This window comes from Leisingera sp. SA32 (genome assembly GCF_056033425.1).
In genome coordinates this window covers 58,606-81,826 of sequence record NZ_JBVYHB010000007.1, presented here as the reverse complement: position 1 = coordinate 81,826, position 23,221 = coordinate 58,606, and the positions used below count along the sequence as shown (strand labels likewise).

The following is a 23,221-nucleotide window of genomic DNA, read 5'->3' as shown; positions in this document are numbered from 1 at the left end:
GCTGCGCTAACCGGTCTCTCCCTCGCCCAGTTCGGCGGCGAGGAAACGTTCAAAGGCGTCCAGATGCACGGGCTCGAACTGGCCAAACCCCTGCATCCAGACCGAGGCGTCCCGCATCGCATCCGGTTGCAGCTTGCACCATTTCACCCGGCCGCGCTTTTCCTGGGCGATCAGACCGGCGCGGGTCAGGATGGTCAGATGTTTGGAAATCGCCGCCAGTGACATCTCGAAGGGCTCTGCCACGTCGGTGACGGCCATGTCGTCCTCCAGCAGCATCGTAAGGATGGCGCGGCGGGTGGGGTCGGCCAGGGCCGCAAAGACGGTGTCGAGGGTGGCGCTCATACCGCTCTTCCTAGCGTTGGCATTGGGGTTTGACAATCTGCGGCGAAGCGCCATTGTGGCCCCTCGAAACCAAGGGAGGAGATTGAGGCCATGGCATTGAAATATTGGCTGGTCATTTTCGTCCTTGGCATCGGTTGGGGCATGTCCTTCATGTTCAACGCCATTTTGCTGCGCGAACTGGGGCCACTGTCGGTCTCCATGGGGCGGGTGGGCTTTGGCGCGCTGGGCTGCTGGATCTACGTCCTGGCGGCACGCAAGCCGGTGACAGCGGATCTGCGGCGCTGGCTGGCGCTGCTGGGCTTCGGGGTGCTGAGCTATGCCGGTCCCTTCGCCTTTTACGCGCTGGGTCAGCAGCATATTGCCAGCGGGGTGGCGGGGATCGTCAATGCGACCACCCCGGCGCTGGCGGTGGTGGTGTCGCATTTCTGGCCCGGCGGCGAGCGGGCGACGCCGCTCAAGTCACTGGGTGTCATGTGCGGCTTCCTGGGCATCGTGCTGCTGTCGCTGCCGCTGTTGGGTGGCGGCCAGAGCACGGCGCTGTGGGCGGTGCTGATTACCCTTTGTGCGCCGCTGTGCTACGCGTTCTCCGTGAATTTTGCGCGGTCATTCCGGGATATGCAGCCGGTGGTCCTGGTGGCGATTGCGCTGACCGGCGCCACCGTGGCGATCGCGCCGATGGCGCTGTGGCAGGAAGGCATTCCGCAGATTTCCCAGCCAGAGACCTGGGCGGCACTGCTGGTGATCGGATTTGTGCTGACATCGGCCGCCTTCATCGCCTTTTACTGGGTGCTGCCCAAGGTGGGGCCGACCAACATAACCCTGCCGACGCTGATTGCGCCGGTGTCGGCGCTGTTTCTGGGCACCTATGTGCTGCAGGAGCCGCTGCTTGCTGAACACCTGTGGGGCATGGCGGCGATCCTGCTGGGGCTGTTGCTGATCGACGGCAGACTTTTGCGTTGGAGACTGCCGAAAGGGACCGTGGGATAAGGTCAACCTTTTGGTTGAATATGGGACCGGACGCCATTTGACGATCCTGTTGGCCGCGGCAGATCGGCGCCCATCGCCGGTTTGGGCGAAAAGTTGCGCAAAAACAGATACATGGTCAGATTCTGAATCTTCAATCCTTGTAATTGACTCCGTCGCCCCTTGGCCTTAGCAACCCAGACAGATTTCGCGTGAGGATGGCGCCCGTGACCGATGACGACCAAAAGCAGCGCTTGGCGCAGCTGGAGGAGAAACTGGCGGCGGCGCGTAAGGCCCAAGAGCCCAAGCCGCGCGTGGATGAACATTATTCGATGGCCAATCTGGCCTGGCGAATGGTGATTGAACTGGTGGCCGGTCTCGCGATCGGTTTTGGCATCGGTTACGGGCTCGACCTGCTGTTTGGCACCCTGCCCGTGTTCATGGTGCTGTTTGTATTGCTGGGGCTTGCGGCCGGGGTAAAGACGATGCTCCGCAGCGCGCAGGAGATCCAAGAGAAGAAACTGGCCGATGAGGCCGACAAGAATGCGCAGGACCGGGACTGATCCAGCGGGATCGGCAGCCGGCGACAGGAGAAGCGGACTGATGGGCAAAATTTTCTTTTACGCAGCGCTGGCGCTGGTGCTGATCTCGGGCCTGGTTTTCGCGCCCGCAGAGTCGAAGCTGGCAATCCACCCGATGGACCAGTTCCAGATCAAGCCGCTGTTCGGAGGTGACCACGTGGCTTGGTACACGCCGACCAACGTGACCCTGTGGATGGCGCTGGCCGTCGCCGCTGTGTTCGCGCTGCTGGTGCTGGGCTCCTCGCGCCGCGCCATCGTGCCCACCCGTACGCAGTCCGTGGCAGAGCTGGCCTATGGCTTTATCTACAAGATGGTCGAAGACGTGACCGGCAAGGACGGCGTCAAGTTCTTCCCCTATATCATGACCCTGTTCATGTTCATCGTGATGGCCAACTTTCTCGGCCTGATCCCGATGTCCTTTACCACCACCTCGCATTTCACCGTGACCGCAGTGCTGGCACTGCTGGTGTTCGTGACCGTGACCGTGACCGGTTTCGTACTGAACGGCGCCAAGTTCCTGGGCCTGTTCTGGGTCAGCTCGGCGCCGCTGGCGCTGCGCCCGGTGCTGGCGATCATCGAGGTGATTTCCTATTTCGTACGTCCGGTCAGCCACTGCATTCGTCTGGCAGGCAACGTCATGGCGGGCCACGCGGTTCTGAAGGTGTTCGCAGGTTTCGCCGGTGCCCTGGGCGCCGGGGCGTTCCTGCCGATCTTTGCCATCAGCGCGGTCTACGCACTCGAAGTTCTCGTGGCCTTTATCCAGGCCTACGTGTTCACCATTCTGACCTGCGTCTATCTGAAAGACGCGCTGCACCCGTCCCACTAAGGGGCGGTCGCAAGGTCCGAACCTCTACAGTCAACTTCCAATCGTAAGGAGATATCACAATGGAAGGCGATCTCGCATACATCGGCGCAGGCCTGGCAGGCATGGGTACCGGCATCGCGGCACTGGGTGTCGGCAACGTTGCTGCCAACTTCCTGGCGGGCGCGCTGCGCAACCCCTCCGCGGCTGCATCCCAGACCGCAACTCTGTTCATCGGCATCGCATTCGCAGAAGCACTGGGCATCTTCTCGTTCCTGGTTGCTCTGCTGCTGATGTTCGCTGTCTAAGAACCTTAGGAACCTTTTTCCTTACGGCCGGGCGGTGCGGAACCCCGTACCGCCCGGTGTAACGGCAAGTTCCCAAGGAGGACGACATGGCATCTAACACGCAGGATGTAGCACACGGCGCTGCCGACGCGGCGCATGGCGGCGCATCGGGCATGCCTCAGCTGACGCCGGATCTGGCCGTTCACTTCAACCAGATCTTTTGGTTGGTGGCCGCTCTGGTCGCTATCTACCTGATCCTGTCGCGCGTCGCGCTGCCCCGCATCGGTGCGGTGCTGGCCGAACGCCAAGGCACGATCACCAATGACATTGCCGCGGCCGAAGAGCTGAAGGCCAAGGCAGGTGAGGCCGAAGCGGCCTATAACCAGGCTCTGGCAGATGCGCGCGCCGAGGCACAGCGGATTGCCGCAGAAACCCGCGCTGAAATCCAGGCTGACCTGGACGAGGCCATCGCCAAGGCCGACGCGCAGATCGCCGCCAAGGTGGGCGAGTCAGAACAGGCCATCGCTGAAATCAAGGCCGGCGCGCTGGAAAGCGTGAAGGTTGTTGCCACCGATACCGCAGAGGCGCTGGTGACGGCGCTGGGTGGTAGCGCAGATGCAGACGCAATCGCAGCTGCGGTCGCCGAGCGGACGAAAGGATAAGGACATGCGCAACATTCTCGCTCTTGCCCTGACCTTTGGCGTCGCCAGCCCGGCGTTGGCGGCAGAAGGTCCGTTCTTTTCGCTGGGCAACACCGACTTTGTCGTCCTGCTGGCGTTCCTGCTGTTCATCGGCATTCTGCTGGCAGCCAAGGTTCCGACCCTGCTGGGCAACCAGCTGGACAATCGGGCAGAGGGCATCCAGAAAGAGCTCGACGAAGCCCGTGCATTGCGCGAAGAGGCCCAGACCATTCTGGCGTCCTATGAGCGCAAGCAGCAGGAAGTTCAGGCCCAGGCCGACCAGATCGTGACAGCCGCCCGTGAGGAGGCTGCCCGCGCGGCCGAACAGGCCAAAGCTGATCTGGAAGTTTCCATTGCGCGCCGTCTGGCCTCCGCTGAGGAGCAGATTGCCTCGGCGGAAGCTTCGGCTGTGAGAGAGGTCCGCGATCAGGCGATCACGATTGCCGTGGCCGCTGCGGATCAGGTGATCTCCAAGCAGATGACCGCAACGGAGGCCAACAAGCTGATCGACGCCGCCATCGCGGATGTGGAAGCGAAGCTGCACTAAATCTGTGCTCAGCCAGTGACATTCAAGGAACCCGGTCCGTGCGGCCGGGTTTTTTGCTGTCTGGACATCAGCTTTTGGCGGTTTCGTGTTCCAGCCGCTGCCGCGCCACCAGGGCGTTTCGCTCGGCGCGCTGATGGTCGCTGAGCGCCTGTTTCACATAATCCAGATGCGCCTCTACCGCCGCACGGGCGGCCTGCGGGTCGCGCGACTGTAGCGCGGTGTTGATGGCGTGGTGCTGCTCCAGCAGCGCGTCATAGGTGGTGTGCTGCTGAAACATGATGCGGCGGTTGTAAAACACCCCTTCGCGCAGCAGATCGAACATCGAGCGCATCATGTGCAGCATGATGACATTGTGGCTGGCATCCATGATCGCGGAGTGAAACTGCGCATCCAGCCCTGCCGCTTCCTCCGACACCGCGGGGTTGCCGGCCGCCTGCATTTTGTCAAAGATCGCCTGGATCACTTGCAGGTCGGCGTCCGAGCCGAAGCGCGCGGCGCGTTCGGCGGCGAGACCTTCCATGTCGCGGCGGAAGGACAGGTAGTCAAACACCGCCTCGTCGTGACTGGCGAACAACTGCACCAGCGCAGGCGAAAAGGCGGACCCTAGCACATCAGCCACAAACACGCCGGCGCCCGCGCGGGACGACAGCAGCCCGCGCGCCTGTAGCTCACCCAGGGCATCTCGCAGCGAGGGGCGGGATACGCCCAGTCTTTCGGCAAGCTCACGCTCTGCGGGCAGCCGTTCTCCTGGCGACAGGATGCCGCGCAGGATCAACAGTTCGATCTGGCGGACGACGGAGGCAGACAGTTTCTCGGGCTGAACTTTTTGAAAGGGCATTTGCGGTCTCTGAGAGATTGGTCAAATCATATGACCACGCCCGGGTCGGCGCTGCAAGGCGGGTTGGACTGGGCGGCTTTATCCCGGCCGATGGTCTCGCGGCTGCTGCCAAACGTGGCAAAAGATCGCCGGAATGGCCGGGTTATCCACAAGATATGGTGGGGATTGGATGGATTTTGCCCCGATTTGGGGGTGCAGAGCGTTGACTCACAGGATATGACCCGCTGAACTTTCTCGACGCGGAATCACGAAGGGGCGGCTTTGCGGTTTTCCAAGCTCAGGCTCAATGGCTTCAAAAGCTTTGTGGATCCTACTGAACTGGTTATTGCCGATGGGCTGACCGGGGTGGTGGGGCCAAATGGCTGTGGCAAATCGAACTTGCTGGAGGCGCTGCGTTGGGTGATGGGCGAGACCCGCGCCAAGGCGATGCGCGGCGGTGGCATGGAAGATGTGATCTTTGCGGGGACCGCCTCACGCCCGGCTCGCAATTTCGCAGAGGTGAGCCTCAGCATCGACAATTCGGAGCGTCTGGCGCCCTCGGGCTTTAACGAGGCCGACGGGCTGGAAATCGTGCGCCGGATCACCCGCGACGTGGGCAGCGCCTATAAATCCAACGGCAAGGATGTGCGGGCCCGCGATGTGCAGATGCTGTTTGCCGATGCTTCCACCGGGGCGCATTCGCCGGCGCTGGTGCGGCAGGGCCAGATCGCCGAGCTTATCAACGCCAAGCCCAAGGCGCGGCGCCGCATTCTGGAAGAGGCGGCGGGGATCTCTGGCCTGTATCAGCGCCGTCACGAAGCAGAACTGAAGCTGAAGAACACCGAAGCCAACCTGCTGCGCGTCGACGATGTGATTGAGCAACTGGCCGGGCAGTTGGGTCAGCTTGCGCGCCAGGCCCGGCAGGCGCAGCGGTATCGCGAGATTGGCGAGAAGCTGCGGCTGGCGGAGGGGATGCTGCTGTACCGCCGCTGGCGCGAGGCGGATGAGACCCGGCTGTCTGCGGAGGATGAGTTGCGGGTGCGGGTCGAACAAGCCGCCAAGGCCGAGGCGCTGGTGCGGGCCGCCGCGGCGCAGCGCGCAACCTTTGAGGAAAAGCTGCCGCCCTTGCGCGAGGAGGAAGCGATCGCCGCCGCCGTGTTGCAGCGGTTGGTGGTGCAGCGGGATTCGCTGGGCGATCAGGAGGCCCAGGCACGCCAGACCATCGAACGCCTCAGCAGCCGCATCGTGCAGCTGGGGAACGACATCGAGCGCGAGTCGGGTCTGAACAAGGACGCCGGCGAGACCATCGCGCGGCTGGAGTGGGAACAGCGGGAGCTGTCCAAAGCGGGTGACGGCCATGACGCCAAGCTGGCCGAGGCGGCGGAGATGGCGCGCGATGCAGGCTCTATCTTGCAGGCGCGGGAGGATCACCTGGCGCAGGTAACGGAGGATGTTGCCCGTCTTGCGGCCCGCCACCAATCTGCACGCCGAGCTGTCGAGGATTGCCAGCGCGCGCTGGCCCGCTCCGAGGGTGAGGCGACCAAGGCCCGCGCCGCCCAGGCTGAGGCACGAGAGGCGCTGGATCAGGCGGCGGAACGGTTCGAGGCGGCGGTGGGCGCCGAGGAAGAGGCGCGCGACGCCGCGGAGATGGCGGACGAGGCGCTGGCCGCGGCGGATGAAGCGCGCACGGAAACGCAGGGGCGCGAGGCCGAGGCTCGGGCGCAGCGCTCGGAAGCCGAGGGAGAGCTGGGCGCGCTGCGGGCCGAAGTTACGACTTTGGCCAAACTGGTGGAGCGCGACACCGCCGAGGGCGGGCAGGTGCTGGATGAGCTGACTGTAGAGCCAGGCTATGAGAAGGCGCTGGGGGCAGCCCTGGCGGATGATTTGCGCGCACCGTTGGCCGATGTGGACGGGCCGACTGGCTGGCTGACGCTGCCCGGCTACGATCAGGGGGCGGCGCTACCAGAGGGCGTGCAGCCGCTGGCGCTGTTTGTCTCTGGCCCGGCGGCCCTGTCCCGTCGGGTGGCGCAGATCGGCCTGGTTGATGGTGACGTGGCAGCGGACCTTCAGGCACAGCTGAAGCCGGGCCAGCGGCTGGTCACGGTCGAGGGGGACCTGTGGCGCTGGGACGGTTACCGCGCTTGGGCTGAAGACGCCCCCAGCGCCGCGGCCCTGCGTCTGGAACAGCTGAACAAGCTGGAAGCGTTGAAGCAGGAAATGGAGCGCGTCAGCGCGCGGGCAGAGGGCGCGCGAGCCGCGCACGAGAGCCTGTTGCAGCAACTGGAAGAGGTCACACGCGCCGATCAGGACGCGCGCCAGGCCCGGCGGGCGGCGGATCAGCGCATGGCCGATGCGGCCCGTGCTCTCAGCCGAGCCGAGGCGGATCGGAACCTGGCTGCCGGCAAGCTGGAAACGCTTGCCATCGCGTTGGCCCGCCACGAGGAAGACGCGCTGAACGCGGGCTTGCAGCTGAAAGAGGCCGAGACGGTGCTGCGCGATCTGGGCGACCTGGATCAGGCGCGCACCGCCGTCGAGGACATCAAGCAGTCGGTCGAGGCGGCGCGGATCACCATGCTGACGCATCGCTCCAGCCATGACGAGCTGCGCCGCGAAGGCGAGGCGCGTACCAAACGCGCGCAGGAAGTCACCAAGGAGCTGTCCGGCTGGCGCCACCGTCTGGAAAGCGCCGAGGCGCGGATCGAGGAGCTGGCCGAACGCCGTGAGGCCTCGCAGGAGGAACTGGAGGAGGCCAGCGCGGTTCCGGCCGAGATTGCTGAGAAACGCGAAGAGCTGAACGCGGCGATCGCCGAGGCCGAGGGGCGCAAATCTGCCGCCACCGAGGCGCTGATCGCCGCCGAGGCGGAGTTGCGCGAGGCGGTCCACAAGGAGCGCGAATGCGAGCGACTGGCCTCCGAGGCGCGTGAGGCGCGGGCGCGCTCCGAAGCGCGCAGCGATGCGGCCAAGGCTGCGGTGACGCAGGCGGCGGGCCGCATCATCGAAGCGCAGCAGATTACCCCGCAGGCCCTGCTGGAAAAACTGGGCGTTTCGCCGGACGATATGCCGCCGTCAGAACAGCTGGAGCACGACGTCGACCGCCACAAGCGTCAGCGCGATGCGCTGGGGGCGGTCAATCTGCGGGCCGAGGAAGACGCGCGCAGCGTGCAGGAAGAGCATGACACCCTGGTGGCAGAAAAGCTGGATCTGGAAGGCGCGGTGAAGACCCTGCGCGACGGGATCGCCAGCTTGAACCGTGAGGGCCGCGAACGTCTGCTGACCGCGTTCGAGCAGGTGAACAACAGCTTTGCGATGCTGTTCACCCACCTGTTCGGCGGCGGTGAGGCCAATCTTGTGATGGTCGAAAGCGACGATCCCCTGGATGCGGGGCTGGAGATCATGTGCCAGCCGCCGGGCAAGAAACTGTCGACGCTGTCGCTGCTCTCTGGTGGCGAGCAGACGCTGACGGCAATGGCGCTGATCTTTGCGGTGTTCCTGTCCAATCCGGCGCCGATCTGTGTGCTGGACGAGGTCGACGCACCGCTGGACGACGCCAATGTCACCCGCTTTTGCGACCTGCTGGACGAAATGTGCCGCCAGACCGACACGCGCTTCCTCATCATCACCCACCATGCGGTGACGATGGCACGGATGGACCGATTGTTCGGCGTTACCATGCAGGAAAAGGGCGTCAGTCAGCTGGTGTCTGTTGACCTGAAGAAGGCCGAGGCAATGGTGGCCTGATTGGAAGACACACCCGGCAGAATTGCGCCGGCTGTGATGATACTTTTTTGGAGAACGTGATGAATATGCTCAAAGCGATTGCCGCAGCCGCGGTGTTCCTGATGCCTGTTGCCGCGGCCGCCCAGACCGTGGTGGCGAAGACCGGCGACAGCGTTGCCGGATTTTTCCGGGACGAGGGGGCCACGGTGGACCTGACCACTGACAGCGTCGGTGATCCCAACCTCAAGGTCGACTACTACGGCAACCAATTCTCAGTCTATTACTACGGCTGCGACAACAACACCAACTGTGATGCGATCCAGTTCTTCTCGGGATATCAAACCGATGGTGGCGTGCGGCTGGCCAAGATCAACCAGTGGAACACCGAGAACCGCTTTGTGCGCGGCTATGTCTCGCAGGAGGGCGCGGCACGCATCGAGATGGACGTGCTGCTGGCGGACGATGGTATGAGTGCTGACGACTTTGCCAAGGCGGTCAGCATCTGGACCCGCGCGATGCAGGATTTCGAAGAGTTCATCGACTGGTGATTGCACCTGATGCGCCAGTTGACGCGCCTGTCACCGCATCGTGACAGTTGTCGGCGCAATCCGCGGTTAGGCTTGGGGCATGAGATGGGTCATGCCCCTTTTTCTTTGCCTGATTGCGGGCGCAGGCGCGGCCGAAAACTGGGCGCTGCGTCCCGGCGACACGCCCCTAGCCGCGGCGGAATTGGCGGCGTTGGCAGGGCGGTCGTTTCACTTTTATGATGGCGGGGTGTCGGCCTATGGCGGCGATGGCGCCTATTCCTATACCTATTCGGCGCAGAACGGCGGTGGCACCGCCTGGGGCAGCTATTACATCGCTGCCGACGGCAGCGTCTGCGTGGATTTCAGCAACGGATTTGACCGTTGCGACCTGTATGTACGCAATGGCCGCCGGGTGATCCTGATCACCGAAGAAGGGGAGCGCTTCCCGGTGCGCTGAGCACGTCGGGTGTCACAGCCTTTGCAACAGATCCGGGGTCGGCCATGCATCGGCGGGCAGGCCGAGGCGCTGTTGTTCCTTTTGCACGGCCACGCGAGTGCGCGCGCCCAGAATGCCATCCACAGCGCCCACATCGTGGCCGCGGGCCTGTAGTTTTTGCTGTAGCTGTTTCATCTGTGTGCCGTCCAGCCCGCCGTCGGGCTGGCCCGCATCATACACTTTGGCGCCTTCCAGACGGTTGGCGAAATAGGCCGCGGTCAGTACATAGGTGAAGCTCTGGTTCCACTCGAAATAGACGTCGAAATTCGGATAGGCGAGGAACGCCGGCCCCTTGTGGCCCTGCGGCAGCAGCAGCGAAGCTTTCAGGTCGCCGTCCGCCAGTTGGCCCTGTCGCGCCCGGACGCCCAGAGCGCGCCACTCGGCCACGCTGTGTTTCACCGCCGTTCCACTGCGGGACAGGTCCAGATCAGCCGGAATGGTGACCTCCTGCAACCAGGGTTGGTTCGGCTGCCAGCCCAGATGCGACAGCATCCGCGCCCCTGACATCAGCGCATCCGCGGGCGAGGTTTTCAGGCTGACCTTGCCGTCGCCATCAGCATCGACGCCGTGATCCAGAATATCGCTGGGCAACATCTGCACCATGCCGATCTCACCCGCCCAAGCGCCGGTGGTGCGCTTGGGGTCGAAATCACCCTTTTGGAACAGCTCTAGCGCGGCAAAGACTTGGGGGCGGAACAGGTCGGGCCGGCGACAGTCATGGGCCAGGGTCACCAGCGCGTCGCGCGTGTTGAAATCCCCCTGATAGCCGCCATAGTCAGTCTCAAACGCCCAGAAGGCCAGTAGCACCCCGCGATTGATGCCATAAGTGCGCTCGATCCGTTGAAAGGTCTTGTCGTGTTTCTGCGCCATCTGCAGGCCACGCCGCAGCCGGTCCTGCGAGATCAGGCGGCGGGAAAATTCAATGAACGGTTTCTGGAACACGCCCTGCGCCCGGTCGGCCTTGAGCACGCGGCTATCCTGTCTGGCGCCGGCAAAAAAGGCGTTGACGGTGCTGCTGTCATAACCCGCCTGCACGGCCTCGCCTTTCATCTGCGAGATGAATTGCGGGAACCCGCCACCGCATTGGGCGACTGCCATCGCAGGCAGCAGGCTGGTCACCAGGGCAAGAGGCAATAGGCGCATGGTTCTGACGCTCCTTGGTCTTTTTGCTCAGACCCGATCCTATGTGCTAGAAAATCAACGCAAAGGCAACCGTCAGGCCCAGTGCAAACGCCCAGGCCCGCCACAACAGCTGCACCGCCCGGGTGATGGTTTCGGCGCTGGCGCTTTTGCTGCCGCGTTCATGGACCCAGGCAAATGCGCGCATCTGCCCGCCGTAGGAACGCGGCCCAGCCAGGGCGCAGTTCAGCGCCCGGGCCATCGCGGCCTCGGGCCAGCCGGCATTGGGCGAACGGTGCTGGCCCGCATCCGCGGCGATGGCGCGCCAGTGGCGCAGCTGACCACCGGCCAGGGCGATCAGCAGCGCCGTCGCGCGGGCCGGCAACAGGTTCAACAAGTCATCCAGCCGCGCCGCGGCCCAGCCAAAGTCGCGGTAGCGGTCATTGCGATAGCCGATCATGCTGTCGGCGGTATTGACCATCTTATAGGCGATCAGCCCCGGCAAGCCGCCCAGCAGAAACCAGAAGGCAGGTGCGATGATCCCGTCGGAGAGGTTCTCGGCGCCGCTCTCGATGGCGGAGCGCGCGACCTGCGGCGCGGTCATTGTTTCCGTGTCGCGGCTGACGATCAGAGCCACCGCGCGGCGCCCCTCGGCCAGACTGCTGCGCAACCCCTGTGCCACTGCGCCCACATGCGCACAAAGCGAGCGCTGCGCAATCAGGATGGCCGCGATCAGGGCTTCCGCCAGTGGCCCGAAGACCGACAGCAGCGCCCCGCTGAGCAGCCCACACAGCACCAGCACCGCTGCTGTCAGCACGCCCTTGGCGCGGCGACCGGACCCGTGGTTCAGCCGACGGTCCAGCGTCGCAACCAGACGCCCCATCAACACCGCCGGATGCGGCAGGCGTCGCCACAGCCAGTCCGGCTCACCCAGAATGGCATCCAACACCAGCGCCAGGGCCAGAAGGGTGGCAGTGTTCATAGTGCTGCCATCAGCCGGTCCCAGCCGTCTTCGGGGGGCAGGCCGAGGCGCAGATAGGTTTTGGAATAGGGGAAGATCCGGCTCCAGATATGGGCGCGGGCCAGACGCTGCTGCCAGGCGGCGGCGTCGTCGACCTGGTACAGGCGGAACAGATCGGTGCCGCCGACAAGCGTGGCACCGCGGGCCAGCGCCAAGGCGTCCAGTCGGGCGGCGTCGTGGGTGAGCCTAGTGCGCGCGGCCGCCGCCCAGTCGCAATCTCGTAGCGCCTGCGTGCCGGTGCGAAGGGCCGGGCCAGAGACCGCCCAGGGCCCCTGCAAGGCGGACAGGCGGTCGATCAGAGCCGGATCGCCAATGGCAAAGCCAAGCCGAAGCCCGGCCAGCCCCCAAAATTTCCCAAAGCTTTTTAGTATTATAGTGCCTGGACGTTCAGCCTGGTTGATCAGGCTCTGTTCTGGGCAGATGTCGCAGAAGCTCTCATCGATGATGGTCAGCGGCGCGGACAGGTCCTCGGCTCGCCAAAGGCGGCCATCGGGATTGTTGGGGTGCACCACCACGCGGGCCTCGGCGGGCCCCTCGGGGCGGAGCTCCCAGCCGTGTGTTTCAAACGCAGCTGCGTGTTCGTTATACGTGGGGGCGGTGATCTGCACCCAGCGAGGGGCGGCAAGGGCGGGGACCGCGGCGATCAGCGCCGAAGCACCCGGCGCCGCCAGCACCCCTGCTCCCTCGGGCACCTGCCAGAAACTGCGCGCCGCCTGCTCCAACCCTGCCAGCGCGTCGGCATCGGGCAGCGCTGCCCAGTCGTGGGCGGTAAACTGCGGCAGCGGATAGGGCTGCGGATTGATGCCGGTGGACAAGTCGATCCAATCGCTGCGGGCACCACCAAATTCGGCCATCGCCGCGCTGAGGTTTCCACCATGATCGCGCCGGGGCGCGGGCGGCTCTGTTGGGGTCTGGGACATCGCAACCGCTTTTGCTGACATGCGCGTGTGCGCGGGTTGGAACCGGTATGAAACACGGCCCGCCAGAAAGCAACGCTGTCCGCTGATCGTGCCAGTTGCGCCGCAACATCTGGCTCGCCCGCCTGTCGGGACGCAAGGGTCAGCCGCGGCGGTGGGGTTCTGTCCAATCGAGGTCCGGTCCGATTGGCACGATGCGGTGCGGATTGATGGTGTCGTGGCTGTAGTGATAGTGCCGGGTGATATGGCGCATGTTCACCGTCTCTGCCACGCCCGGCCACTGGTACAGCTCGCGCGTGTAGGCCCACAGGTTTGGATACTCCCGCAGCATCCGCCGATTGCACTTGAAGTGCCCGTGATAGACCGGGTCGAACCGCAGCAGGGTCGTAAACAGGCGCCAATCGGCTTTGGTCAGCTGGTCGCCCATGAGGTAACGATGCTGCGACAACAGATCCTCCAGCCAGTCCAAACTGTCGAAAAGCGGCTCTATTGCGGCGTCGTAGGCTTCTTGAGAGGTGGCAAACCCGCATTTGTAGACACCGTTGTTGATGGTGTCATAGATGCGGCTGTTGACTGCCTCGATCGGTTCGCGCAGCGGCTCTGGCCAGTAGTCATCGTGGTTGCCGGTGATGTCATCGAAGGCAGAGTTGAACATGCGGATGATCTCGGAACTTTCGTTCGACACGATGGTGCCTTGGGTCTTGTCCCACAGCACCGGCACAGTGACGCGACCGGAGTAATCGGCCTTGGCGCGCGTATAGATCTGGTGCAGGTGGGTAGATCCGTACAGGTCATCCCCGGTGGCGCCATGGCCGTCGGTGTCGAACGTCCAGCCTTCGCCCAGCATATGGGGGTGCACGGCGGATACGGAGATGTGCTCCTCCAGACCCTTCAGCTTGCGGAAGATCAGCGCGCGATGCGCCCAGGGGCAGGCGTAGGAGACGTAGAGATGATAGCGTCCGCTCTCGGCAGCAAATCCGCCCACGCCAGAGGGTCCGGCGCTGCCATCGGCGGTCACCCAGTTGCGAAATTGCGATTCGCTGCGTTTGAAGGCGCCGCCGGTGGCGTCTGTATCGTACCACTGGTCATGCCATACTCCGTCGATCATAAGTCCCATCGCCCGCTCCTTCGCTTCAGCCTGCCAGTAACATAGGTATGACGCTTTGCCCTGTGTATCCTGCCGGGCGCGCACGGCGTCTGCGCCACTGCACATTCGCAACAATGGGATCGCTGCGTCAAATTTCCAAAAATGTTCACTTGATTTTATCCAATTGTGCAGCACCGTTGAGAAGGTGGATGTGAAGGTCCGCCCGCTAACGGAAGGCTGCCAAAGATGAACACCTATGTACCCAAGGCCGTGCAGGATGCATTGGACACCGCCCGTCTGCGCGGGCTGCGGAAGAAAAGCCGCCTGCGGGTGATGGCCGGAGAGGATCTGGTGCCGGTGCTGCGCCTGTGGAAGACCGGTTTTTCGGTGGATGCCGAAACGGCACCCAAGCTGCGCGGTCTGGTCGACGTCTACGAGGGCGCGCGCCACGTGTCCCAGTGCCTGATCGTCGCCAGCGAGGAAGAAGGCGGCGAGATGCGCTATGAGTTCAAACGTGCGACGCCAGCATCGGAAACGGCACCGTTGGATTTCTACAAATCCCCCGATGCACCGGTGGGGCTGATTCCGTTTGACCAGTCGCTGGGCAAGATCTGATCCAAGCACCGACCGGCCACGGTCGGTCGGGCAAGGTCAGGCAGGATCAGGGGCGGATTTCCACCTCTGTCCCGAGCTCGGCCAGCCGCCACAGCGTTTCCATCTGAGCATTGCTGACCGCAATGCAGCCTGCCGTCCAGTCGCCGGGCAGGGTGACCAGGTTGCCCACCGCGTTCGGCTGGCCGTGAATGAAGATATCGCCACCGGGGCTGACACCGGCGGATCTGGCGCGGACGCGGTCGTCCTGCTGCGGGTAATTGATGCCCAGCGACAGGTGATAGGCGCTGTTGGGATTGCGGCGATCAATCACAAAGACGCCCTCCGGCGTTTTGCCATCGCCCTCCTGAACCTTGTCTCCGTCAGGTGCGAAACCCAGCGCGATCGGGAACTCCAGCACGGTTTGGCCTCCGCGGCTGGCTGTCAGGCGGCGGGCGGATTTCTCGATCAGGATGCGGTCGATCCGGTCCACCGCCGGGGATTGCGGCGGCGGCGCCAAGGGGGGCGCAAAAAGATGCCAGCCAAACCACAGGGCACCAACCAGCGCAACCAGCGCCGCGACGCGCAGCGCGCGCGCCGTCACTATTGCAGGTCCGAAAAAGCCTGTGTGAGACGCTGGCAGGCTTCCTCGACCCGCGCCCGCTGCGTTCCGAGATTGAAGCGCAGGAAATTCTCGCCACCGGTGCCAAAAGTGGTGCCGTGATTCACGGCGATCTTGGCGTGTTGCTCGACCCGGGTGGTGAACTCAGACCGGTCCATCCCGGTGCCGGAGAAATCGATCCAAGCCAGGTAGGTGGCTTGCAGCGGCATGGATTTCAGCCCCGGAATGGCGGCGATGGCGGCGTCGAATACCTTGCGGTTGCCCTCGAGATAGGTCAGCAGCCCGTCCACCCATTCCGCGCCCTCCGGCGAGTAGGCGGCGGCGGTGGTGAACTGGCCTATGGAATTGGGGGCCAGAGACAGCGCCTGCATCCGCTTGGCAAAGCGGCCCCGCAGTTCCGGATCGGGGATGATGACCTGGCCTGTGTGCAACCCGGCGATGTTGAAGGTTTTGGAGGGCGCGGTCAGCATCAGCAGCCGGTCGGTGACTTCCGGGACAGCCACCTGCATCGGCACATGGGTGTGGCCGGCGTAAACCAGGTCATGATGAATTTCATCCGACAGCAGCAGCAAATCGTGGCGCTTGGCAAAAGCGGCTACCGCCTGAAGCTCGGCGCGGGTCCAGACGCGTCCACCGGGATTGTGCGGTGAGCACAGGATCACCATCTTTTCGGTGCCAGTCATCTGGGCGTCGTAGGCGTCGAAATCCATCTCGTAGTGGCCGCCGTTGTTGACCAGCGGGCATTCCACCAGCTCGCGTCCGGCGGCGCGGATCACCTTGGCAAAGGCGTGGTAGACCGGGCTGAACACCACGATGCCGTCGCCTGGCTGGGTGAAGGCGTCGAGGCACATGCCCACCCCGTTGACCAGCCCGGTAGTGGTAAAGATCGCCTCTGGCTCCACCGACCAATCATGGCGGGTGCGCATCCACCAGCGGATCGCGTCCTTATAAGGGGTGTCTGCATTCACGTAGCCAAAGATACCGTGGTCCAGCATGTCCTGCATCTTGGCCAGAACCGGCGGTGGCGCGCGAAAGTCGGTGTCGGCCACCCACATGGCCAGCCCGTCATTGGCAGGCACGCCGTAGACCGGCTCCATCATGTCCCATTTTGCACAATGGGTTCCGTGGCGGTCAATGAGGTCATCAAAGCTCATGTGAAAATACTCCCGTTCTCTTTGGCAGCGAGGCTAGCGGCAATCGCGCCGCGCGCAAGGGGGGCGTTGCGATGCTGCGAGTGATCGCATAAATGATGCTCATGAAACGCCCGATCCTGATCCATCCCGATCCCCGCCTGAAAAAGGTCTGCGTGCCTGTTCCCGATCTCAGCGACGATTTGCGCGCGCTGGCGGATGACATGCTGGAAACCATGTACGCCGCGCCGGGCATCGGCCTGGCGGCACCGCAGATCGGTATCCTGCAACGGTTGATCGTGCTGGATTGCGTCAAGGAAGAAGACGGCGAGCCGCGCCCCTTGGTGATGTTCAACCCGCAGGTGGTGACCTCTTCGGACGAGGAAAACGTCTATGAGGAAGGCTGCCTGTCGATCCCGGACCAATACGCCGAGGTGACCCGCCCAAAGGTGGTGGAGGTCGAATGGATGGACCGCGACGGCAGCGCCCGGCGGGAAACCTTTGACGGGCTGTGGGCGACCTGCGTGCAGCATGAGATCGACCATTTGAACGGCAAGCTGTTCATCGACTACCTAAAGCCGCTGAAGCGCCAGATGATCACCCGCAAGATGCAGAAGCTGAAGCGCGAACGCGCGCGCGCCTGAAGGGACAGTAACAGATGACCGTCCGCACCTGCCTGCCCTGGCCCGACAAACGCTTGCGCACCCGCGCCGAGGAGGTGACGGAGATCACCGATGAGATCCGCGCCATCTGGGACGACATGATCGACACGATGGAGGCGATGCCCGGCGTCGGACTCGCGGCACCGCAGATTGGCGTGATGCTGCGGCTGGCGGTGGTCGACGGCTCCTCGGAACGGGGCCGTGCCGTGCGCTTGGCCAATCCGCAGGTGCTGCATGCCTCGGTTGAGTTGCGCGGACATGACGAGGCCAGCCCCAACCTGCCGGGGGTCTCGGCCAAGATCAAACGCCCGCGCGCGGTCACAGTGCAGTTCCTGAATGAGCGGGGCGAGACCGAGACGCGCGATTTCGTCGGCATCGAGGCGACCTCGGTGCAGCACCAGATCGACCATTTGAACGGAAAGCTGTATTTTGACCGGTTGAGCAAGGTGAAACGCGACATGCTGATCCGCAAGGCAAAGAAGCTGAACGGCTGATGGCCTGTACCGCCCGGCAGCATGCCGGGCCGCGCCACCCCGCGGGCCTGCGCAGCCCTTTGTGCTCAACAGCGGGACTTTGACGGAAGCAGGAGCACGAAATGCGCATTATCTTTATGGGAACGCCCGATTTCTCGGTACCGGTGCTGGACGCGCTGGTGGCGGCCGGGCACGACATCGCCGCCGTCTACTGCCAGCCGCCCCGTCCGGCGGGCCGCGGCAAGAAGGACAGGCCCACGCCTGTTCACGCCCGCGCCGTCGCGCAGGGACTGGACGTGCGCCACCCGGTGTCGCTGAAAAGCGCCGAGGCACAGGCGGAGTTTGCGGCGCTGAATGCGGATGTTGCGGTGGTGGTGGCCTATGGGCTGATCTTGCCTCAGGCGATCCTGGATGCGCCTGCGCAGGGGTGTCTGAACATCCACGCGAGTCTTTTGCCACGCTGGCGCGGGGCTGCGCCGATCCACCGGGCGATCATGGCCGGTGATACGGAAACCGGTATCTGTATCATGCAAATGGAGGCAGGTCTGGACACCGGCCCGGTGCTGCTGCGCGCGACCACGGCGATCGGCGACCAGGAAACCACCGCCCAGCTGCATGACCGGTTGTCGCAGATGGGCGCAACACAGATCGTCGAGGCGCTGAACCGCCTGCCAGAGCTGACGCCCGAGGCACAGCCGGAAGGTGGCGTGACCTATGCCACCAAGATCGACAAGGGGGAGGCGCAGATCGACTGGACTCGCCCTGCCGCAGAGGTCGACCGCAAGATCCGCGGGCTGTCACCCTTTCCCGGCGCCTGGTGCGTCATTGATGGCCAGCGGGTCAAACTGCTGGCCTCGCGGCTGGCGCAGGGGCAGGGCGATCCCGGAGAGGTCTTGGATGACGCCCTGACCGTGGCCTGCGGTGAGGGCGCGGTGCAACTGCTGCGCTTGCAAAGAGCGGGCAAAAGCGCGCAGGATCCGGATGTATTCCTGCGCGGCTTCCCGGTGAGCAAGGGTGGCCGCCTCTCGACCTGACAGCGGAGGTTGGCGCGATGTCGATACTGGGACTGTTGATGATTGGCGCAGCGGCCGGGTACAATGCTACGCGGTTGATGCGGTTGCAGACGGATGTCATCACCACCGTCTGCATCGGCATGGCCGGGGCGGTTGTTGGCGGCCTCGTCCTGCGCTTGGTATTGGCAGCCCTTGGCATGCTGGCGGGCATTCTGGGGGCACTCCTCGGGGCGTTGGCGTTGATCTGGATGTGGCAGCGGTACGGGCCGAGATAGGTTGCGGTTTCGTGGCAATGGCAAAAACCGAAGTGCTATATGCACGGTGGTGGCGGTTGGCGGGTGAGCCACAGTCAGGAGCCCTGTCAGATGACTGAGCGCAATCGCCCGCCCGGCGCACCTAGGGTGGTTGTCGTAACCACGATGAAAGACGAGGGCGCCTATATCCTCGATTGGATCAGCCATTACAAAGCGCTGGGCGTCGAGGATTTTGTGATCTTCACCAATGATTGCTCGGATCCCACGGACCACATCCTGCGTTGTCTGCACCGGATGGGTGTGGTGGAGCACCGGTTCAACCGCGTGATGCGACGCGGGCCACACAAAAGTGCGTTGATGTGGGCCGAGTATGAACCCAAGGTGGCCAACGCCGACTGGGTGATGGTGGTCGATGTGGATGAATTCCTGCAAATCAACACCGGCGACGGCTCCCTGCCGGGCCTTCTGGCAGAGCGGGCGGCGGCGGGGGCGGATGCGGTGTCCTTTGTATGGCGGGTGTTTGGCAATGGCGGTATCGAAACCGCCGCCCATGGGCCGGTACCGCTGACCTTCTTGCGGGCGGAGGCCGAGGACGGTGGCGTCACCGATTACCGTGCCTTCAAGACTGCGTTTCGCAACAATGGAAAATTTGCACGTATGGGGGTGCACCGCCCCTTTCTGGCCGTGCCAGCGGCCGAGGTGAACTGGCAACTGGCTGATGGGTCCCGGCTGAGCGAAGAGGGCGCGGCGGAGGCGCTTTATGCGGGGGGCAGCTATGGCTATGCGGTCGCGCAGCTGAACCATTATGCTCTGCGCTCACGCGACGGGTTCTTGTTAAAAAAGGCGCGTGGCCGGGCCAATCATGCCTCCGCCACCATCGGACTGGAGTATTGGCACCAGTTCGACCGAAATGAGGTGGAGGACCGTCGTCTGGCAGATGCCTTTGCCCCCGCGTTGGTGATCAAGGACGCTTTGCTGAACGACGCCAAGCTGCGCGAATACCACGAGGCGGCGCAGCTCTGGCATCGCCGCCGGGGACGCAAGGCGCGGCTCAGCACAGACGGGCAGTCATTCCTGCAAGCACTGGAAATCGCGGCGCGCGACGGCTGACCGGCTGCCCGCCCGGCGGTCTTTAACTGCGCGGTGGGCGGCTTCTGTAGACTGGCAGGTGCCAGCCGAAGAGGATCGACCCCGCCCGCAGGCTCCAGCAGACAGCGGCACAGGCGAGCAGCGCGTGCCGTAGCTCCAACCCCAACCAGATGCCCAGCACCGCCGAGATGGCGCCCGCCATGGCGCAGGTGATGTACAGCTCTCCCTGTTTCAGAACCAGCGGCACCTCGTTGCAGACCACGTCGCGCATCAGCCCACCCAGCGAGCCGGTGGCCATGCCCATCAAAACCACGACAACCGGCTCCTTGCCCAGGGCAATGGCCGCCCCGGTGCCGGCGGGGACGGCAACGGCCAGCGCGAAACTGTCCAGCCAGATCACCCAGCGCATGCGGCTTTCGACCAGATGCGCGGTAAAGAACACGGCCACCGCCGCTGCCGTTGCCAGCAAGATGTAATTGGGATCGCCGACCCAGAACACCGGGTCGCGGTTCAGCAGTAGATCGCGGACGGTGCCGCCGCCGACCGCGGTCAGACAGGCCACAAAGGCAAAACCCACAATGTCCAGCTGCGCCCGGCTGGCGACCAGCGCGCCGGTCAGGGCAAAGACCAACACGGAGGCATAGTCCAGCAGGGTCAGAAAGCTCATGCGCCGGGTCCGCAGCTCATATGGGTCATTTCTTCTTGAACGGCGCCATGCCGGCCCGGGCCAGTTCATCGGCGCGTTCGTTTTCGGGGTGGCCTGCGTGGCCCTTGACCCATTCCCACGTCACCGTGTGGCGGCGCTGTGCCTCGTCCAGGCGCTGCCACAGTTCGACGTTTTTCACCGGCTTCTTGTTGGAGGTCTTCCAGCCGTTCTTCTTCCAGCCGAAGATCCATCCGGTGACGCCGTTTTTGACATAGGCCGAATCCGTGACCACGGTGATCGTCGAGGGCCGCGCCAGGCTTTCCAGCGCGTTGATTGCGGCCAGTAGTTCCATGCGGTTGTTGGTGGTGTCGGCTTCGCCGCCCTGCAATTCCTTTTCCTTGACGATCGCGTCGCCGTCCACCGCGCGCAGCAAGACGCCCCAGCCGCCTGGGCCGGGATTGCCGGAACAGGCACCGTCGGTATAGGCAAACAGCTCAGCCATGGGCCGTCACCAGAATATGGGGCGCGGCGGTGCCATCCAACCCGGTGCTTGTGCCACGACGGCAATCGTCCACGGTAAATCCTGCCTGTTCAAGAAGCTGCACCAATTCGTCCTCGGTATAGTAGGTGTAAAGGCGGCCCAGGGTGTCGCGGGCCTCGCCCTGGCCCAGTTTCAGGCCGATGTGAAAGATCCCGCCGGGCTTCAATGCCGTTTTCAGGGCGGCCAGATGGCTGGGCATATCGCCGCGCGGCGCATGCAGCAAGCTGAAACTGGCCCAGATGCCATCATAGAGCGCAGTGCCCGAAACCTGGTCAAAGCTGGCCTGGCGGGCGCTGACGCCGGGATGGGCGCGGGCCAAGGCCACCATCTCCTCCGAGGCATCCAGCGCGTCCACCTGCAACCCGGCGGCGGCCATCAGCCCCGCGGCGGTGCCGGGTCCACAGCCCAGATCCAGTACCCGCCCGCCCGGTGGGCAGGCGGCGATGAACGCGCGCAAGACTGGGCTGTCGGCTGTGTGGCCCTCTGTCAGCGCGGCGTAATCCGCAGCGCGGCGGTCATAGATGCGGATGGTTTCCGGATCGGTCATCCTGCGCCGCCGGGAAGATCAGGCGGGCACGCGCAAGACGCGCGGGACCTTGAATTCAACGGTTTCCACTGCGGTTTCGACCACTTCAACCGTCACGTCATAGCGGGTGCGGAAGGCGTCGATCACCTCGTTGACCAGCAGTTCCGGGGCCGAGGCGCCGGCGGTGATGGCGATGGAGCGGATGCCCTCCAACGCACGCCAGTCGATGTTTTCGGCCCGCTGCACCAATTGGGCGTAAGCGCAACCGTTCTTGGCGCCGACCTCGACCAGGCGGCGCGAGTTGGAGGAATTGGGCGCACCGACCACCAGAAGCGCGTCTGCCTTGGGGGCTACCGACTTCACCGCCTGCTGGCGGTTGGTGGTGGCATAGCAGATGTCTTCCTTGTGCGGGCCGATGATGTTCGGGAAGCGTGCCTCAAGCGCGGCGACAATGTCCTTGGTGTCATCCACGGACAGGGTGGTCTGGGTGACATAGGCCAACTGGTCGGGGTCGCGCACCGCAACTGTGGCCACGTCGTCCACGGTTTCCACCAGCAGCACCTCGCCCTCGGGCAGCTGGCCCATGGTGCCGATGGTTTCCGGGTGACCCTTGTGGCCGATCATGATCATCTGTAGCCCGGCCTCGGCATGTCGTTGTGCCTCGATATGCACCTTGGAGACCAGCGGACAGGTCGCATCGACAAAGACCATCTGCCGCGCCTCGGCAGCTGCGGGCACCGACTTGGGCACCCCGTGGGCGGAGAAGATCACGGGCCGGTCGTCGGGGCATTCATCCAGCTCCTCGACAAAAACGGCCCCCTTGTCGCGCAGGCTGTCGACGACGAATTTGTTGTGAACGATCTCGTGGCGCACATAGACTGGCGCGCCCCATTTCTCGATCGCCATTTCGACAATCTTGATGGCGCGGTCGACGCCGGCACAAAAGCCGCGCGGCGCAGCAAGATACAGGGTCAGGGCTGGCTTGGTCATAGACGTCTCCTTGCCGCCCAGAGGTAAGGGCTTCTGGCCGCAAGGTCCAGTGGGCGACGGGTAGTCGGGCAAGGAAACAGGCGACGGCGATGTCGCGCCGCAGCCGTGGTTTGCTGATAACCGCCGCTGTCACAGGCGCCGCCCCATCCGGCGCCGGTCCATAGGCGGTTGCAGCCCAGGCGATCAGCCGTGTGCGGCGCTGGCCTGGCGTGGTTCGCTCTGCTCGCGCGGGGGGCGACCGATCACGTCGCGCAGCTCTTCCAGCTCGATGAAATTGTCGGCCTGGCGGCGCAGGTCGTCGGAGATCATCGGCGGCTGGCTGCGGATGGTCGAGACCACGGAAACCCGGACCCCCTGCCGTTGCAGGCTGGCAATCAGCGGACGGAAATCGCCATCGCCGGAAAACAGCACGATGTGATCCACTCGCGGCGCCAGTTCCATCGCGTCGACGGTGAGTTCGATGTCCATGTTGCCCTTGACCTTGCGACGCCCCATGCTGTCGGTGTATTCCTTGGCCGGTTTGGTCACCATGGTGAAACCGTTGTAGTGCAGCCAGTCCACCAGCGGCCGGATCGGGGAGTATTCGTCGTTTTCCAGCAAGGCGGTGTAATAAAAGGCCCGCAGCAGTTTTCCGCGGCGCATGAATTCCTGCCGCAACAGCTTATAGTCGATATCGAACCCGAGCGCCTTCGCCGCGGCGTACAAATTCGAACCGTCTATGAACAGCGCAAGCCGTTCGTCCTTGTAAAACATAAAAAATTCCTCTCAGTGTATCCGCTTC

General features: G+C 64.0%; 28 protein-coding genes. 15 read left to right on the top strand and 13 right to left on the bottom strand.

The annotated features are described in order from the left end of the window. Window positions 1-6: 6 nt before the first annotated feature. Window positions 7-342, bottom strand: coding sequence for an ArsR/SmtB family transcription factor (locus AC0IPL_RS11990; protein ID WP_474274758.1), 336 nt, complete (start codon window positions 340-342; stop codon window positions 7-9). Window positions 343-432: 90 nt separating this feature from the next. Here AC0IPL_RS11990 and AC0IPL_RS11985 point away from each other — a divergent pair, with 90 nt between their 5' ends. From AC0IPL_RS11985 to AC0IPL_RS11960, 6 genes are all read left to right on the top strand, one after another. Beyond that, the gene (locus AC0IPL_RS11985; protein WP_474274757.1) at window positions 433-1,329 is read left to right on the top strand and encodes a DMT family transporter; all 897 of its coding nucleotides are present in this window, start codon (window positions 433-435) and stop codon (window positions 1,327-1,329) included. A 194-nt stretch (window positions 1,330-1,523) separates the two neighbouring features. Next, window positions 1,524-1,868, top strand: coding sequence for an AtpZ/AtpI family protein (locus AC0IPL_RS11980; RefSeq protein WP_474274874.1), 345 nt, complete (start codon window positions 1,524-1,526; stop codon window positions 1,866-1,868). Between the two features lie 40 nt (window positions 1,869-1,908). Continuing rightward, the gene (locus tag AC0IPL_RS11975; protein WP_474274756.1) at window positions 1,909-2,712 is read left to right on the top strand and encodes a F0F1 ATP synthase subunit A; all 804 of its coding nucleotides are present in this window, start codon (window positions 1,909-1,911) and stop codon (window positions 2,710-2,712) included. 59 nt (window positions 2,713-2,771) lie between these two features. After that, a complete protein-coding gene (locus AC0IPL_RS11970; protein ID WP_005636439.1) occupies window positions 2,772-2,996 on the top strand; it encodes a F0F1 ATP synthase subunit C in 225 nt (74 codons plus the stop codon). 86 nt (window positions 2,997-3,082) lie between these two features. Next, entirely contained in the window at window positions 3,083-3,637 is a 555-nt protein-coding gene (locus tag AC0IPL_RS11965; protein ID WP_474274755.1) for a F0F1 ATP synthase subunit B', read from the top strand. Between the two features lie 4 nt (window positions 3,638-3,641). Further along, window positions 3,642-4,202: a F0F1 ATP synthase subunit B gene (locus tag AC0IPL_RS11960; protein ID WP_474274754.1), complete on the top strand. Its 561-nt coding sequence runs from the start codon at window positions 3,642-3,644 to the stop codon at window positions 4,200-4,202. Between the two features lie 67 nt (window positions 4,203-4,269). Here the strand turns inward: AC0IPL_RS11960 and AC0IPL_RS11955 are convergent, their stop codons facing one another. Then, window positions 4,270-5,040 carry a FadR/GntR family transcriptional regulator gene (locus AC0IPL_RS11955; protein WP_474274753.1) on the bottom strand — a complete coding sequence of 257 codons (771 nt, stop codon included), beginning with the start codon at window positions 5,038-5,040 and terminating at the stop codon, window positions 4,270-4,272. A 261-nt stretch (window positions 5,041-5,301) separates the two neighbouring features. On the opposite strand from AC0IPL_RS11955, the gene AC0IPL_RS11950 reads away from it, so the two are divergent. The 3 genes from AC0IPL_RS11950 to AC0IPL_RS11940 all read left to right on the top strand — a co-directional run bounded on the left by AC0IPL_RS11950 (window position 5,302) and on the right by AC0IPL_RS11940 (window position 9,720). Next, the gene (locus tag AC0IPL_RS11950) at window positions 5,302-8,757 is read left to right on the top strand and encodes a chromosome segregation SMC family protein (RefSeq protein WP_474274752.1); all 3,456 of its coding nucleotides are present in this window, start codon (window positions 5,302-5,304) and stop codon (window positions 8,755-8,757) included. Between the two features lie 59 nt (window positions 8,758-8,816). Beyond that, window positions 8,817-9,284, top strand: coding sequence for a YbjN domain-containing protein (locus AC0IPL_RS11945; RefSeq protein WP_474274751.1), 468 nt, complete (start codon window positions 8,817-8,819; stop codon window positions 9,282-9,284). A gap of 91 nt (window positions 9,285-9,375) precedes the next feature. After that, window positions 9,376-9,720, top strand: a complete 345-nt coding sequence (locus AC0IPL_RS11940) for a hypothetical protein (RefSeq protein ID WP_474274750.1) — start codon at window positions 9,376-9,378, stop codon at window positions 9,718-9,720. Window positions 9,721-9,732: 12 nt separating this feature from the next. Here the strand turns inward: AC0IPL_RS11940 and AC0IPL_RS11935 are convergent, their stop codons facing one another. The 4 genes from AC0IPL_RS11935 to AC0IPL_RS11920 form a co-directional block, all read right to left on the bottom strand. Beyond that, the gene (locus tag AC0IPL_RS11935) at window positions 9,733-10,902 is read right to left on the bottom strand and encodes a lytic murein transglycosylase (RefSeq protein ID WP_474274749.1); all 1,170 of its coding nucleotides are present in this window, start codon (window positions 10,900-10,902) and stop codon (window positions 9,733-9,735) included. A gap of 46 nt (window positions 10,903-10,948) precedes the next feature. Further along, window positions 10,949-11,860 (bottom strand): adenosylcobinamide-phosphate synthase CbiB, encoded by a 912-nt coding sequence (cbiB, locus tag AC0IPL_RS11930; RefSeq protein ID WP_474274748.1) that lies wholly within the window; start codon window positions 11,858-11,860, stop codon window positions 10,949-10,951. Then, a complete protein-coding gene (cobD, locus tag AC0IPL_RS11925) occupies window positions 11,857-12,819 on the bottom strand; it encodes a threonine-phosphate decarboxylase CobD (protein ID WP_474274747.1) in 963 nt (320 codons plus the stop codon). The genes cbiB and cobD overlap by 4 nt, the downstream gene beginning before the upstream one ends. Before the next feature lie 139 nt (window positions 12,820-12,958). Then, the gene (locus tag AC0IPL_RS11920; protein ID WP_474274746.1) at window positions 12,959-13,933 is read right to left on the bottom strand and encodes a glutathione S-transferase family protein; all 975 of its coding nucleotides are present in this window, start codon (window positions 13,931-13,933) and stop codon (window positions 12,959-12,961) included. Window positions 13,934-14,149: 216 nt separating this feature from the next. Here AC0IPL_RS11920 and AC0IPL_RS11915 point away from each other — a divergent pair, with 216 nt between their 5' ends. Then, on the top strand, window positions 14,150-14,518 hold the full coding sequence (locus AC0IPL_RS11915) for a hypothetical protein (protein WP_474274745.1): 369 nt from the start codon (window positions 14,150-14,152) through the stop codon (window positions 14,516-14,518). Between the two features lie 46 nt (window positions 14,519-14,564). Here AC0IPL_RS11915 and AC0IPL_RS11910 read toward each other — a convergent pair whose 3' ends face one another. Then, a complete protein-coding gene (locus tag AC0IPL_RS11910; RefSeq protein WP_474274744.1) occupies window positions 14,565-15,098 on the bottom strand; it encodes a L,D-transpeptidase family protein in 534 nt (177 codons plus the stop codon). After that, complete coding sequence (locus tag AC0IPL_RS11905) at window positions 15,098-16,270, bottom strand: MalY/PatB family protein (protein ID WP_474274743.1); 1,173 nt, start codon at window positions 16,268-16,270, stop codon at window positions 15,098-15,100. The genes AC0IPL_RS11910 and AC0IPL_RS11905 overlap by 1 nt, the downstream gene beginning before the upstream one ends. 101 nt (window positions 16,271-16,371) lie before the next feature. Between AC0IPL_RS11905 and def (AC0IPL_RS11900) the strand changes: the two genes are divergently transcribed. The 5 genes from def (AC0IPL_RS11900) to AC0IPL_RS11880 all read left to right on the top strand — a co-directional run bounded on the left by def (AC0IPL_RS11900) (window position 16,372) and on the right by AC0IPL_RS11880 (window position 19,758). Beyond that, window positions 16,372-16,890: a peptide deformylase gene (gene def, locus AC0IPL_RS11900; RefSeq protein ID WP_474274873.1), complete on the top strand. Its 519-nt coding sequence runs from the start codon at window positions 16,372-16,374 to the stop codon at window positions 16,888-16,890. A gap of 14 nt (window positions 16,891-16,904) precedes the next feature. Continuing rightward, window positions 16,905-17,402, top strand: a complete 498-nt coding sequence (gene def / locus AC0IPL_RS11895; RefSeq protein ID WP_474274742.1) for a peptide deformylase — start codon at window positions 16,905-16,907, stop codon at window positions 17,400-17,402. 101 nt (window positions 17,403-17,503) lie between these two features. Next, window positions 17,504-18,415 carry a methionyl-tRNA formyltransferase gene (gene fmt, locus AC0IPL_RS11890; RefSeq protein WP_474274741.1) on the top strand — a complete coding sequence of 304 codons (912 nt, stop codon included), beginning with the start codon at window positions 17,504-17,506 and terminating at the stop codon, window positions 18,413-18,415. Window positions 18,416-18,432: 17 nt separating this feature from the next. Next, on the top strand, window positions 18,433-18,669 hold the full coding sequence (locus AC0IPL_RS11885) for a GlsB/YeaQ/YmgE family stress response membrane protein (protein ID WP_474274740.1): 237 nt from the start codon (window positions 18,433-18,435) through the stop codon (window positions 18,667-18,669). A gap of 90 nt (window positions 18,670-18,759) precedes the next feature. Then, on the top strand, window positions 18,760-19,758 hold the full coding sequence (locus AC0IPL_RS11880) for a glycosyltransferase family 2 protein (protein ID WP_474274739.1): 999 nt from the start codon (window positions 18,760-18,762) through the stop codon (window positions 19,756-19,758). Between the two features lie 22 nt (window positions 19,759-19,780). Here AC0IPL_RS11880 and AC0IPL_RS11875 read toward each other — a convergent pair whose 3' ends face one another. The 5 genes from AC0IPL_RS11875 to AC0IPL_RS11855 form a co-directional block, all read right to left on the bottom strand. Beyond that, complete coding sequence (locus AC0IPL_RS11875) at window positions 19,781-20,404, bottom strand: trimeric intracellular cation channel family protein (RefSeq protein ID WP_474274738.1); 624 nt, start codon at window positions 20,402-20,404, stop codon at window positions 19,781-19,783. Between the two features lie 25 nt (window positions 20,405-20,429). After that, on the bottom strand, window positions 20,430-20,885 hold the full coding sequence (rnhA, locus tag AC0IPL_RS11870; RefSeq protein WP_474274737.1) for a ribonuclease HI: 456 nt from the start codon (window positions 20,883-20,885) through the stop codon (window positions 20,430-20,432). Further along, window positions 20,878-21,471, bottom strand: coding sequence for a class I SAM-dependent DNA methyltransferase (locus tag AC0IPL_RS11865; RefSeq protein ID WP_474274736.1), 594 nt, complete (start codon window positions 21,469-21,471; stop codon window positions 20,878-20,880). The genes rnhA and AC0IPL_RS11865 overlap by 8 nt, the downstream gene beginning before the upstream one ends. 18 nt (window positions 21,472-21,489) lie before the next feature. After that, a complete protein-coding gene (gene ispH, locus AC0IPL_RS11860; RefSeq protein WP_474274735.1) occupies window positions 21,490-22,440 on the bottom strand; it encodes a 4-hydroxy-3-methylbut-2-enyl diphosphate reductase in 951 nt (316 codons plus the stop codon). A 183-nt stretch (window positions 22,441-22,623) separates the two neighbouring features. Next, the gene (locus tag AC0IPL_RS11855) at window positions 22,624-23,193 is read right to left on the bottom strand and encodes a LabA-like NYN domain-containing protein (RefSeq protein WP_474274734.1); all 570 of its coding nucleotides are present in this window, start codon (window positions 23,191-23,193) and stop codon (window positions 22,624-22,626) included. Window positions 23,194-23,221: the final 28 nt, after the last annotated feature.